8 protein-coding genes are annotated in these 14,554 nt (G+C 47.4%); 3 read left to right on the forward strand and 5 right to left on the reverse strand.

The window, feature by feature from the left end:
• Positions 1-72 precede the first annotated feature (72 nt).
• The 4 genes from C7379_RS00260 to feoB all read right to left on the reverse strand — a co-directional run bounded on the left by C7379_RS00260 (position 73) and on the right by feoB (position 8,408).
• On the reverse strand, positions 73-1,788 hold the full coding sequence (locus C7379_RS00260) for a glutamine--tRNA ligase/YqeY domain fusion protein (protein WP_116615462.1): 1,716 nt from the start codon (positions 1,786-1,788) through the stop codon (positions 73-75).
• Between the two features lie 276 nt (positions 1,789-2,064).
• Positions 2,065-3,111, reverse strand: a complete 1,047-nt coding sequence (mltG, locus tag C7379_RS00265) for an endolytic transglycosylase MltG (RefSeq protein WP_419185298.1) — start codon at positions 3,109-3,111, stop codon at positions 2,065-2,067.
• A 227-nt stretch (positions 3,112-3,338) separates the two neighbouring features.
• The gene (locus C7379_RS00270) at positions 3,339-5,627 is read right to left on the reverse strand and encodes an NADP-dependent malic enzyme (protein WP_116615464.1); all 2,289 of its coding nucleotides are present in this window, start codon (positions 5,625-5,627) and stop codon (positions 3,339-3,341) included.
• Between the two features lie 273 nt (positions 5,628-5,900).
• Complete coding sequence (gene feoB / locus C7379_RS00275; protein ID WP_116615465.1) at positions 5,901-8,408, reverse strand: ferrous iron transport protein B; 2,508 nt, start codon at positions 8,406-8,408, stop codon at positions 5,901-5,903.
• Positions 8,409-8,591: 183 nt separating this feature from the next.
• Between feoB and C7379_RS00280 the strand changes: the two genes are divergently transcribed.
• Genes C7379_RS00280 through C7379_RS00290 form a run of 3 tightly spaced genes read left to right on the forward strand, consistent with a single transcriptional unit; the run spans position 8,592 to position 11,548 of the window.
• Positions 8,592-9,575, forward strand: a complete 984-nt coding sequence (locus C7379_RS00280) for a Gfo/Idh/MocA family protein (protein WP_116615466.1) — start codon at positions 8,592-8,594, stop codon at positions 9,573-9,575.
• Positions 9,576-9,586: 11 nt separating this feature from the next.
• On the forward strand, positions 9,587-10,687 hold the full coding sequence (locus C7379_RS00285; protein WP_116615467.1) for a DUF4421 domain-containing protein: 1,101 nt from the start codon (positions 9,587-9,589) through the stop codon (positions 10,685-10,687).
• Between the two features lie 3 nt (positions 10,688-10,690).
• Positions 10,691-11,548, forward strand: coding sequence for an N-acetylmuramoyl-L-alanine amidase-like domain-containing protein (locus C7379_RS00290; protein WP_116615468.1), 858 nt, complete (start codon positions 10,691-10,693; stop codon positions 11,546-11,548).
• 1,059 nt (positions 11,549-12,607) lie between these two features.
• Here the strand turns inward: C7379_RS00290 and rpsA are convergent.
• Positions 12,608-14,377 (reverse strand): 30S ribosomal protein S1, encoded by a 1,770-nt coding sequence (gene rpsA, locus C7379_RS00295; protein WP_116615469.1) that lies wholly within the window; start codon positions 14,375-14,377, stop codon positions 12,608-12,610.
• Positions 14,378-14,554: the final 177 nt, after the last annotated feature.

Here is a 14,554-nt window from a genome sequence, read left to right on the forward strand (position 1 = left end):
GCCTCCATGTGATAAGCCTGGCCAATCCGCGGCAACGCGCCTAAACTGGCAACGCGCCGCCAATCGGTCTTCTTACTTGTTCTTCTTGGCCCAAGTGTCTTTCAAACCTACGGTCTTGTTGAACACAGGTTTGTCGTCTTGACTGTCAAAATCGGCCATGAAATAACCCAAACGAATGAACTGCAAGTACTCGCCGGGCTTGCGCTCGGCGGCGTATTGCTCCACGTAGCAATCTCGGTTCACACGCAGTGACTCAGGGTTGAGCAATTCATGGAAGTCGCGACCATCCGCGGCGGGGTTTTCCACAAAGAACAACCTGTCGTACTCGCGCACCTCGGCCTTGACGCAATGGTCGGCGCTCACCCAGTGAAGCGTGCCTTTCACCTTTCGGTTGGCGCCCTCAAGACCACTCTTGCTCAACGCGTCGTATTCGGCCTGAACCTCCGTGATGTTTCCGTCGGCATCCTTGACGCATCCAGTGCATTTCACGATGTAAGCGTTCTTTAGGCGCACCTCGCGTCCAGGTGTCATGCGGAAAAACTTCTTCGGCGCGTCTTCCATAAAGTCGTCGCGCTCCATCCATAGTGTGCGTGAGAAAGTAATGGTGTGGCTGCCGGCGTCTTCCTGCTCAGGATTGTTCTCGGCCATGAGCTCCTCGGTTTGTCCCTCGGGATAGTTGGTGATGACAAGACGCACGGGGTTTAGCACCGCTGATACGCGCGTAGCCTTCTTGTTGAGGTCTTCTCTAACGGCCGCTTCCAACAGGGCCATGTCGTTGAGGGCGTCAAACTTGGTGTATCCGATGCTCTTGATAAAGTTGCGCACCGATTCAGGCGAGTAGCCACGGCGACGCATGCCGCACAGGGTGGGCATGCGCGGGTCGTCCCATCCGTTGACAAGATGTTCCTCGACAAGCTGGTGCAGCTTGCGCTTGGACATAACGGTGTAGGTGAGATTGAGGCGGTTGAACTCGATCTGTCTGGGCCGATTGTCGCCCAATCCTTGCGCCGCCGTGCCGTCATACTCCTTGAGATAGTCAATGAGCTTGTCGTAAAGTGGGCGGTGAGGCACAAACTCGAGCGTGCAGATGGAGTGTGTCACGCCCTCGAAATAGTCGCTTTGGCCATGCGCGAAATCGTACATGGGATAGCAGTGCCACGTGGTTCCGGTGCGGTGGTGTGGCGTATGGATGACGCGATAGATTACAGGGTCGCGAAAATGCATGTTGGGGTTGGCCATGTCCATCTTGGCGCGCAGCACCATTGAGCCTTCCTTGGCCTCGGCAGTGTTCATAAATTGGAATAGGCGCAAGTTCTCCTCGATGGGCCTGTCACGATATGGACTGGCCTGTCCGGGCGTGGTGGGCGTGCCTTTCTGCTGGGCTATCTGCTCGGAGGTCTGCTCGTCCACATAGGCGCGACCCTGCCGGATCATCCAAACGGCGAAGTCCCAAAGTTTCTGAAAATAATCAGAGGCATAGTAAATATTGTTCCACTTGAACCCTAACCAAGATATATCGCTGAGGATATTTTCCACATACTCGTTGTTTTCTTTTGACGGGTTTGTATCGTCGAAACGCAGATTGCATACGCCATTATATTTCTCGGCTATCCCAAAATCTATACAAATGGCCTTGGCATGGCCTATGTGGAGATATCCGTTGGGCTCTGGGGGAAACCGGGTTTGTATGCGTCCGCCGTTTTTGCCCTCGGCCAAATCTTCCTCAACAAACTGCTCCACGAAGCTCAACCCTGTCTTTTTCTCGGTGATATTCTCTTTAGTGTCCATGTTTATATATTGTTACTTTTATAGTTACGTGCAAAGTTAGGTATTTTTCAAGAATTAATATCAGGAATGTTACAAAAGAAATACAAAAAGATTTGCACTTTTCATTAAATTGTTTTAACTTTGCAATCGTTATCCTGAATACAATCTTTTTACCTTAATGAAAAGGCTAATACCTATTGAGAATAATGGCGTTCACTGTGAAGTGAGCGCCATTTTTTTGTGTACGCAAATCGGATAACCGTATGGGCGTGCCACCACCCACCTCGCATGCTCATCTCATTTGATGCCACGCTCGTTCAACGCGGTGGCGTAACGGCGCGCGTTGGCGATGTGCTCCTCGTATGTTGTCGCGAAATTGTGCGTGCCGCTAAGGTCTTCTTTGGCGCACATATACAGATAGTTGTGGCGCGTCATGTTCAGCACCGCGTCTATTCCTGCCACTGTTGGTATGCGGATGGGTCCCGGTGGCAATCCGGGATACCGGTAAGTGTTGTACGGACTGTCTATGTGAAGCAGCTTGTTATAGATGCGCTTGAGGTCGAACATGTGCCATGCGAACTTGATGGTAGGGTCGGCTTGAAGTGGCATGCCCTCCGGATATTTTTCGTCGCGCAGTGTCAATCGATTGTAATACATGCCTGCCACCATGGGTTTTTCTTTGTCGTTAGCTGTCTCTTCGTCCACAATGCTGGCCAATGTGGTGACCTCTATAGGCGTGAGTTTAAGGTGTTTGGCTTTGGCCAAACGGTCTTCATCCCAAAATTTTTTGTTCTCCTTGCTCATGTATTGCAGCAGTTGGTCCACAGATACATTCCAATACACCTCGTAAGTGTTGGGTATGAACATCGCGGCGATGGTGAGCGTGTCGTAACCCAGCTTGCGACACACTGTTGGGTCTTTTAGCGCGCGGGCAAGCTCCACGCTGTCGACCATCAGTTTGCCAGCCAATTTTCCGGCCAGGTCGTTCAAGGCTCGCACGCTTGGAACCGTGAGGTTAAGGGGCTTTTGCATGCCATTTTTGAAATGGCGAAACAAAAAGAGCGTTCCTATTTTGGGCGTAATCTCATAGCGACCGGGATGCACCTTTTGTTGCAAACTGCTATGGCGAGCCAGCGTGCAGAAAGCGTGGAAACAACGCTTGTCGGCCACAGGCTCAAGTTTTACGAGCAAGGAGTCGTAGGTATCGTCCGAGTCAATGTAGACATAACTTGTCTCTTTCAAGCGCGAAAAGGGCGTGAAGAAGTAATAATAGCTCATTCCGGCCAGTCCCATGATGCACAACAATATTGGCACAAGGTACCGTTTCTTGATTTCCTGATTAATTTTCATATCCTTAAAAAATTCGGTGCAAAGATACGTTTAAATAGCAAACACAGCAAGAAATTTGTGTTTTATCTTGATGACAAAAAATAATATATGAATGGAAGACGGTTTTATCGCGATACAAATGGTCTACGCGAGAGCGTGGCAACATAATGGAAATACCCAGCGAAAACATGGTTGTCATTCGCTGGGAATTGATGAAATATGCCTGTTTAATGGTGTGTCGATTATTTTTTGCGTGTCATTTTCTCCACATAAGCGTCTACCACAGCCACGGCAGTGACATTGACTACGCTCTGCACGGAGGCCTCGAAATCGGTGAAATGGATGGGCTTGTTCAGTCCCATCTGTATCGGCCCGATAATCTCCACGTCTGGATCCAACGCCTGTAACAATTTGTAGCTGCCATTGGCCGAACTCATGTTGGGGAAAACCAACGTGTTGACGTTCAGTCCTTTCAATTTGTTAAAAGGATATTTGTCATCGCGCAGACTTTGGTCTAACGCGAAATTGACTTGCATCTCACCATCAATGGCCAAATGCGGATATTTTTCCTGCATGCGCTCAACAGCATGATGCACCGCCAAAGGCGACCCTACGCTATCGGTCCCAAAGTTGGAGTAGCTGATCATGGCTATCACAGGCTCGGTGTTGAAGAACCTGACCGTATGAGCCGATAGCCGCGCCACGTCGTACAAGATGTTTTGGTCGGGATGCCGATTGATAAGGGTATCGGCTAAGAAGAAGATGCCTTTCTTGGTGTTCAAGATATGCATTGTCCCGAAAGTGTCGTACGCAGGGCGTATGCCTACGACCTCCTTGGCCACCTTGATGGTATTGCTGTATTTGGTATAGAGACCTGTAACAAAAGCGTCTGCGTCGCCCTGCTCCACCATCGACATGCCAAAATAGTTGCGCTCGTACATCTTGTCGTAGGCCTCCTCGAACGTGTAGCCTTGACGGGCGAGCCTTTCTGACAGGTGCTTGGCGTAGGTGGCGCGTCGCCCTTGCTCCTTGTCGGCGCGCATGTCTATTATCTCCACGCCTGTCAAATCTATTTTCAATCGGTTGGCAATACGGTGCAATCTGTCTGGGTTGCCTAACAAGATGGGGTGACAAATGCCCTCTTGCCGTGCTTGCACGGCGGCTTGCATCATCGTGGCATGGCCGCCTTCGGCAAATACCACACGTTGCGGATGCAATGCCGCGGTGGCGTGTAATGCGCGCGTGAACTTGGTCTCCTGTCCTAATAACTGGCGCAAACGATCTTTGTAAGCCGCCCAATCGGTGATGGTTGAACGTGCCACGCCACTCTCGATAGCCGCTCGCGCCACTGCTGATGAAACCTCGGTGATGAGCCTTGGGTCAACAGGCTTCGGTATAAAATAGTCGGGGCCAAACGTCAAGTTGTTCACGTGATAAGTTTGGTTGACAACGTCGGGTATGGGTTGCTTGGCCAAGTCAGCTATGGCATGCACGGCCGCGAGTTTCATCTCCTCGTTGATGGCTCGGGCGTGGACGTCAAGCGCACCCCTGAAAATGTAGGGGAAACCAATGACATTGTTTATCTGGTTGGGATAATCGGAGCGTCCCGTGGCCATGAGCACATCCGGACGACTGGCGATGGCGTCATCGTAGCTAATCTCCGGAATGGGATTGGCGAGCGCAAAGACAATGGGCTTGTCGGCCATGGACCGCACCATGTCTTGAGTGAGAATGTTGCCTTTGGAGAGGCCCACGAACACGTCGGCTCCCTTGATGGCCTCTTCCAACGTGTGTACGTCGCGACGCGAGGTGGCAAACTCTTTTTTTTGCTCCGTGAGATTGGGCCGGTCTGAGGTGATGACACCCTTGGAATCTAACATCACGACGTTTTCCTTGTTCACGCCCAAAGCCACATATAGTTTCGTGCAACTAATGGCTGCGGCACCCGCTCCGTTCACCACAATCTTCACTTGGGCAATATCCTTGCCGGCAACCTCCAGCGCGTTTTTCAAACCGGCGGCCGAAATGATGGCCGTGCCGTGCTGGTCGTCGTGCATGACAGGTATGTCAAGCGTCTTCCTGAGTCGTTGTTCTATATAAAAACACTCTGGCGCCTTGATATCCTCGAGGTTGATGCCTCCAAAAGACGGAGCGATACGCTCCACGGCCTCGCAAAACTTCTCGGGGTCTTGCTCGTCCACTTCTATATCAAAGACATCCACTCCACCATAAATCTTAAACAGCAAGCCCTTGCCTTCCATCACCGGCTTGCCACTCATGGCGCCGATATTGCCCAATCCCAAAACAGCCGTGCCGTTGGAAATGACGGCCACCAAGTTGCCTTTGTTGGTGTATCTGTAAGCGTCGTCAGGGTTTTGTTGTATTTCAATACAAGGATAAGCCACTCCCGGTGAGTACGCCAAACTAAGGTCTGTCTGTGTTCTGTGAGGTTTGGTTGGCTTGACCTCAATTTTTCCAGGCCTACCCTTCTCGTGGTATTCGAGGGCTGCCTCTTTTGTTATCTTTATCATTGTGCTACACTTTTAAAGTCTTCCACGCTGGCCATCTATTAAGCGAGGACAGCGCGATGCTTATAAATATATGAACAAAGTTAAAACATTTATTTATGAATAGGAAAGATTAGTGAAGGAAAATACAAGCCTTTGTACTTTTTAAACAATCAGTAAAAACCGCAATGGGCCACTTGTTGCCACATTGTTATCCGCACATGGCAAAACATAGCTCTATACGTTTTTTTGTTTTTTCGCGTCAGAGATAAGCTACGGAGGTAAGGAATGTCCGCGCTATTGGATAAACAGGCAGCCTACTTGATACACCGCGGCAGACACCACCCAAGCCAAAAGCGTGGTGTAAACAGCCCCGAAGATAGCCCACTTCCACGTTCCTGTTTCTTCCTTGATAGCCGCGATGGTGGCTACGCAGGGGAAATAGAGCAGCACAAAGAGTAAGAAACAATAAGCCGTGAGCATGGCGAGAGGTTCCACTTCGGTCTCTGTCATACCGTGCATCCTCGCCAAGTCGGTTGTGATTTCATGGTGCAACTTGTAATATTTGTCTCTATTGACACCGTCGGCCGCGTCGGAAAAATCATCGTCGTTAACATAGAGCACGCCCAACGTGGACGCAACGATCTCTTTGGCCCCCACGCCAGCCAGCAGCCCCACGTCCAATCGCCAGTTGAACCCCTGCGCCTTGAAAATGGGCTGAATGGCCTTGCCTATCCGACCGATGTAGCTCTGCTCCTGTTGTTGGCGGGCAGAGAGGCTGTCATCGTGTGGAAAATAGCCCAAAGCCCATACTATAACGCTGGCCACCAAGATGATGCCACCCATCTTCTTGAGGTATTGTCGACCTTTCTCCCACGTGTGCCTGAGCACAGCTTTGGTCGTGGGAAAACGGTAAGGTGGCAGTTCCATGACGAAAGGCGTGTCTTCGCCTTTCATAAAAACGCCCGTGAACAGCTTGCTGACAATGATGGCCATGAGGATGCCCAGCATATATAGAGACAGCATGATGAGCCATTGGAATTTCAGGGCGAAAAATGTACCTATAATCATTATATAAATAGGTATGCGTGCCTCGCAACTCATGAGAGGCAAGATGAGCATCGTGACCAATCGCGAGCGGTAACTCTCAATGGTGCGCGTGGCCATGATGGCAGGAACATTGCAACCAAACCCCATGATGAGAGGTATGAAAGATTTGCCATGCAAGCCTATCCGGTGCATGAGCTTGTCCATGATAAACGCCGCACGCGACATGTAGCCGGAGTCTTCCATGAACGAGATGAAAAGGTAAAGGATAAGAATTTGGGGCAAAAAAACGATAACGGCGCCCACGCCTCCAAGTATGCCATCCACAAGCATGGCTTTGACCGGACCATCTGGCAAGATCTCGCTGACAGCGCCGCCAAGCCATGCCACGCCACTTTCTATCAAGTCTTTGGGATAGGCACCAAGCGTGAACGTCACGAAAAACATCAGGCAAAGCACCGCTACAAATATAGGAAAACCTATGACTCGATGCGTCAAAATATGGTCGAGCAGATGCGTCATCCTGTATGTATCTTCCTTGGTTCCGGTGTAATAATTGGCCTCTTTGAGCGCACCATGTATAAAACCGTACTTGGCATCGGTAATGGTGGTTTCCAAATCTTCATTGGTTTCCTCCATGACTCGGCGAGCAGTCTTGTCTCGATGGCGAAATATCTTGTCGGCATCTGCGAATTGACGCACATATTTCTCCATCTCGCTGTCGTGCTCCAACAACTTGATGGCCATGTATCGAGTGGAATATCGCTCGCGCACATTAGGCTCTGCCTTGAGATGTTCTTGCAAGAACATGATGCCACGCTCTATTTCATGGCCATAATTGATGTGTATATGACGATAAGTTGGAGTTTGATCTTCTGTGCCCTCGTATATATCAACTATCTTCCTAAAAAGTTCGTCCACGCCCTCACCCGTCTTAAAAACGGTGGGTATCATGGGCACGCCAAACAGTTCGGAAAGCTTGCCGTGATCTACATTGTCGCCTCTGCGCTGTGTCTCGTCAAACATGTTGAGAGCCACTACCATGCGCACATGCATATCAATGAGTTGGGTTGTAAGATAGAGGTTGCGCTCAAGATTGGAAGAGTCGATGACATTGATCACCACGTCTGGCATTTTCTCCACCAACTGTTTCCTCACATAGAGTTCCTCTGGAGAGTAAGCGGAAAGAGAATAGGTGCCCGGAAGATCCACCAACACTATGCGATAGCCCTGCCAGTTGACATACCCTTCCTTAGCATCGACCGTCACGCCAGAGTAGTTGCCCACGTTTTCATGAGCACCTGAGACATAATTAAACAACGATGTCTTGCCGCAATTGGGGTTGCCCACTAAGGCCACGCTAATGGTGCGATGCCGCTGCATGGCAGCAGCCTCTATTTGTGCGTCGCTCAGATGGTTGGAGGTGACACCATGTGCATGGTCTTCCATGCTAACCTTCGGCATCGTTTCCATATTGCACACATTGGCACTGTAAGAACTTTGAGGAGAGTGGGCACTCAAAGCAATGGCCTCTTGTTCTGTCATCACCTCTATCATGGCTGCCTCGCTGTGTCGAAGACTCACCTCGTAATCCATGATTTTGTATTTGACAGGATCTCTCAAAGGGGCGTTTAACAATACTTCAACCTTCTTTCCCTTGACAAATCCCATTTCGATGATGCGTTTACGAAAGCCACCATGACCATTCACCTTGACTATGATACCGCTTTCGCCATTGTGCAATTCTGATAATCTCATTGAAACGTTGTTATAATATTGCAAAGATACGAAGTTTTCCAAAAATAGATGTTAAGACTGACTAAGAATACCTACAAATGGTGATGCCAAGAAAGATGGATGGAAAAATATTGATTGATATTTAGATATCCAACGGGCACTTTACGAGAGTTTTTATTATCTTTGCAACAAAGTGAAAGACATATGAAAGAGATAAGTTGGGGCTTTATTGGCTGCGGAGAGGTAACCGAAAAAAAATCGGGACCGGCTTTTAATATAATAAAAGGTTCGCACGTAGAGGCGGTGATGTCGCGCAATGCTGAGAAAACACGCGCCTATGCGGAACGGCATCATATCAAGAAATGGTACACAGACGCACAGCAGCTCATCGGCGACTCAGACATAAATGCCATCTATATTGCCACGCCCCCATCCAGCCACGCCACATACGCGGTGATGGCTATGCGTGCAGGTAAGCCGTGCTACGTGGAGAAGCCACTTGCCGCAAGCTATGACGATTGTTTGCGCATTAACAGGATTAGCGAGCGAACGGGCGTGCCATGTTTCGTGGCCTACTACAGACGCTACCTACCCTATTTTCACAAGGTGAAAGAGATCGTCAACGATGGCACGCTGGGTAAAATTCTCAACGTGCAAATACAATTCTCTGTTCCGCCTCGCGATCTCGACCACAACGCAAACGCTCGGTTGCCTTGGCGATTGCAGCCAGACATATCGGGGGGTGGCTATTTCTACGACTTGGCACCGCACCAGCTTGACATTCTGCAAGAACTCTTCGGAGTCATTATCAGGGCACACGGCTACCCTGCCAATCGAGGACACTTGTACCAGGCAGAAGACACTATCAGTGCTTGCTATCTCTTTGAAAATGGCATTCCGGGCAGTGCCTCTTGGTGTTTCGTGGGGCACGAGAGTGCCAAGGAAGACAGTATCACAGTGGTGGGTGACAGGGGATCGCTGGTTTTTTCTGTTTATAACTATACGCCCATACACCTGATGACTGTAGATGGAGAGACGCATATCGACGTATCCAATCCAAAATATGTGCAATTGCCCATCATCCGATCGGTAATTGAGCATTTGCAAGGCGAAGGTTTTTGTAGTTGTACCAGTGTGAGCGCCACGCCCGTGAATTGGGTGATGGATCGCATTTTAGGTAAATTTTAATTTTCATACGGATGAGATTGTCTTGTATAGTCATAGCTTTAACGCTATCAACTCATCTCTTCGGCGCGGTCATAGACACCACAGACATGACACGTGAGGAAAACTACCACCAAGAACATGGCACCAATTTCCTGCACAAGATATATGAGTTGGTTAAAACATTCTCGGCCGTTGACACTGACTATGTGGAGCCGCAGCACTACAATTACACGTTTATGCTGCAAAACACTAACTCTTACGAGTTATATCAGCTACGCAATGAGACTGGCGGCAAAATAGTGTTCGCACCCGAGCCTGCCTACAAACTTGGACCTTACTTCGGTTGGCGCTGGATATTTCTGGGCTATACCATCGACTTGGCTCATTTGAATGACAACAATGGCCGATTGGATTTCAACCTCAGCCTATACAGTAACCAGATAGGCATAGACCTGTTTTATCGCAAGTCGGGCAACTCCTACCGGATAAACAGCATCACCTTTGAAAAGCCTTATGATACCTCTGCCATGAGCGGCACACGGTTTGATGGTTTCAGAACAAGCGTAAAAGGCTTTAATATATACTATATCTTTAACCATCAAAAATTCTCTTACCCAGCCGCTTACAGCCAGAGCACTGTGCAACGACGCTCGTGCGGAAGTCTAATAGCCGGCATAGGCTACACCAAACATAAACTGAACATTGACTGGTTAAAATTGGATGACATGATAAAGCATCGACTGGACGATGCCTATTCCTCGGAGATAATTGATACCACCATTGTGACATCAAAAGTGGATTACACCGACTACTCTGTATCTACAGGCTATGCTTACAACTGGGTTTTTGCGCACAATTGGCTATTGGACGTATCATTACAGTTGGGATTGGCTTATAAACATTCCAATAAAGGAACGCAGACAGCCGCTGCAGAATATCACAAAGATTTTCATTTTCGCAATTTCAACCTTGACGGCATAACTAGATTGGGGCTTGTATGGAACAACACTAAGTGGTTTGCTGGTGCCAACGCTATCTTTCACACATACAATTATCGCAAGAGCAAGTTCTCGACGAACAACATATTCGGCAACGTTAATATATATGTAGGATTTAATTTCGGCAAACGATAAGCTATGGTAACGTATAAAAAAATATTCTTCTCGCTGTTGTTTCTTTGTTCATGTTATACAGGGCACGCAGCCAAACCCGACTATTGGCGCAGCGATTCCATTAAGGTGGCACGACTGTTGAGAAAAGCCACGCTATTAGACTCAGGTTCAAATCTTATGATTTATTTTGCGAGAGAGCTTCGTGGCTTGCCCTACATGGGTAAAACATTGGAAAGAAACAAGGAGGAGCGACTTGTCATCAATCTTCGTCAAATGGACTGTACCACATATGTTGAGACTGTATTGGCGCTAACTATGTGTGCAAAAAAAGGTTACACCACATTCGACCAGTTTGTACGAAACTTACGAATGGTGAGATATGAGGACGGAGAGGTGACCTATCCCAAGCGTATGCACTATTTCACACATTGGATAAATGAGAACATCAAAAAAAATATCGTTGCGCCAATACCCGAACCTCAAGAGCTGTTCACGGCAACACAGACGGTTAAAGCATACTACATGACAACCCATGCTCACCGCTACCCCATGATGGCTAAAAACAAATGGATGACGAGAGAGATACGCCAGATGGAACAACGTATCACAGGCAAACAATATGCTTACATCCCCAAGAGCCGGTTAAATGACAGTGCCACGTTGAGGCAGACCATCAAGGATGGAGATATCATAGCCATTCTTACATCGAGGGCTGGATTGGACACAAGCCATATTGGTATCGCCGTGTGGCATAGCGACGGACTGCACATGCTTAACGCCTCGTCTGTCCATCAAAAAGTGGTGGAAGAACCCATGCTTCTTAAGCAGTATATGATGAGACATCCCTCACAAATAGGCATTCGCGTGGTGCGCCCCTTATAATAAATTGGTTACAATCAATCTCCTTTTTTTGCATATTCGATGGCAGTATGGTGCTCTTTTTGGAAAAAGATGAGTTATGGAGATGACTTTGGGGACGATTTTTCATGGCTCAGCTGATATTTAATGGGGGAGCTAAAGGCTCAGTAGGTTTTTACTTTTGGGGAGATACCGTAGGTTCCTACGATTGTGGTAACCATGTATAACCGCAAATAGGATCAAAAACAGGAAGATATAATGCAGGCATAAAAGTTCATACGTGCAAATTTCTACCGCGCTCAGACGCTTCTTGAATCCGGTGTAGTTGTCTTCATTCATTCTTTGCTCCCCACTCTTCTCTCCTTACTCCTTATTCTTTATCTTGTAAAATATAATTACTGTTTTTTGATCATTATTTTCGAGTCATCCAGAGCAAAAAGGGCTATCTTTTTTTGTCAAAAACAAGTAGAACGTTAACAAAAATCATAAGAGGGCTGCGATGGGTGCTTTCTCATAGCATGATTAGGTCTTATTGGCAGCGCGGAAGAGCCTCAATCACGCTGCGATTACAACCTTATCATCATGCAATTTGATACTTAATCGCAGACCACAAAATAGGAGAATAAAGGCTATTTTTTAAAAGACGCTGAATGTCAGCCATTTACAAACTATCGCATATGTCGCGTATTTCGGACGAAGGCAAACTTATTTTTAAATAAGCGAATTTGAGAGGGTTGTTTGTTCAAATAATTGACTATTTCTATTTTTTCAAAAACTGTGTTCGAGACAAGCAAGTTTTTAAAGAGAAAAACCGAAAATGCGTAAACATTCTGTCGCCATCTCGAAGCGTACACACTCCCCATTCGCCCCCACCTATGTTGTAACATGGCGAGCGTCTCCTCAAAACACGAACGGCCATTTATTGTACCAATGGGTTAATCTCAATAGCAATATGAAACACCATACTTTTTCTACTGAGCCGTTTTCATGTTTATCCTCACAATCAGGATAATATCTACTAAAAACCCCTTGAAGTCGAGCAAGCTCTAACTCCAAGGGGAAAAAGTATGTTGCGTAAAGGATTTACTTGTTCTCCAAGTCTGCCTTTAACTTAGCTAAAACATCGAGGTCGCCGAGTGATGTACCCGCAGCAACATTGTTGATAGCAGGAGCATCATTCTGCTTGCGAGTTCCACTTGTGGCACGACGAGCTTTAGGCTCTTCCTTACCCTCTTCAAACGTGCGAGAGTGAGAGAGAATGATTCGGCGTGTCTCCTTGTTAAACTCAATCACCTTGAACGGAAGTTCCTCACCTTGCTTAGCCTGACTGCCATCTTCCTTAGTGAGATGCTTGGGTGTGGCAAAGCCTTCTCCACCCTCGTTCAATGTGATCACAGCGCCCTTGTCCATCAATTCGGTAATTTTGCCCTGATGGATACTGCCTGGCGTATAGATAGTTTCGTATGTATCCCAAGGATTATCTTCTAATTGCTTGTGGCCAAGGCTCAAACGACGGTTCTCCTTGTCTATCTCCAAAACAACCACTTCTATTTCAGCACCTACGGATGTGAAATCTGATGGATGTTTAACCTTCTTAGTCCAAGAGAGGTCAGAAATATGGATCAAACCATCAACGCCTTCTTCAAGCTCTACGAAGATACCAAAGTTAGTGAAGTTGCGCACTTTGGCGGTGTGCTTGCTACCAACAGGATACTTGGTCTCAATGGTTTCCCAAGGATCGTCTTTAAGTTGCTTAATTCCAAGAGACATCTTGCGCTCTTGGCGATCGAGTGTCAGTATCACCGCCTCAACCTCATCGCCTACATGCAAGAATTCTTGTGCAGAACGCAAATGCTGGCTCCAAGACATCTCGCTGACGTGGATAAGGCCCTCTACGCCGGGTTGTACCTCTACAAAAGCACCATAGTCGGCGATAACAACCACCTTGCCCTTGATATGGTCGCCCACTTTGAGATTCTCGTCAAGAGCGTCCCATGGGTGCGGGGTGAGCTGTTTCAAGCCAAGCGCTATACGCTTGCGCTCCTCGTCGAAATCGAGGATAACAACCTTAATTTTGTCATCAAGTGAGACCACTTCGTGAGGATCACTCACGCGACCCCAAGAAAGATCGGTGATATGAACCAATCCATCGACGCCACCGAGATCGACAAAAACACCGTATGACGTGATGTTCTTGACCGTACCCTCAAGCACTTGTCCTTTCTCCAAGTGAGAGATAATTTCTTTTTTCTGTGCCTCCAACTCAGCCTCGATAAGGGCTTTATGTGAAACCACAACATTGCGGAACTCTTGGTTGATCTTAACAACTTTGAATTCCATTGTCTTTCCTACGAATACGTCGTAGTCGCGAATTGGATGCACGTCAATTTGGCTTCCGGGAAGGAATGCCTCTATACCAAAAACGTCCACGATCATGCCACCCTTGGTGCGGCACTTGATATAGCCCTGTACAATCTCATCATTATCAAAGGCTTTGTTAATGAGATCCCAACTCTTGGTGAGACGGGCTTTTTTGTGAGAAAGAACCAACTGGCCTTTCTTGTCTTCTTGATCTTCTACATAAACTTCAACCTTGTCGCCAACCTTTAATTCTGGATTGTAACGAAATTCTGAAGCAGGAATGATACCATCGCTTTTGTAGCCAATGTTAACGACAACTTCTTTCTTATCCAAAGAAATGACCGTACCCTCAACTACTTCGTGTTCCTGAATCTTGTTCAGGGTTTCATCGTATGCCTTGGCAAGGGTGTCTTTTGAGCCTTGCGCGGCACCGTTTTCAAATTCATCCCAGTCGAAATTTTCTAAAGGCTGAATGTTTTTTAAATTAGACATAAATGATTAATTAAATATTAATAAAGTTAGACTTTATGATATTGGAATATGGATACTTTTGACCCATACCCGTAATTGGTTTGCAAAGTTACTGTTTTTTTGTTGTTTACTCCTATGAGACAACTACTTTCTTCTTGTTTTTTACACTGTTTAACATTTGCTATCAATTGGGCTAAC

The organism is Hallella colorans (assembly GCF_003096815.1).
GTDB classification, from domain to species: domain Bacteria; phylum Bacteroidota; class Bacteroidia; order Bacteroidales; family Bacteroidaceae; genus Prevotella; species Prevotella colorans.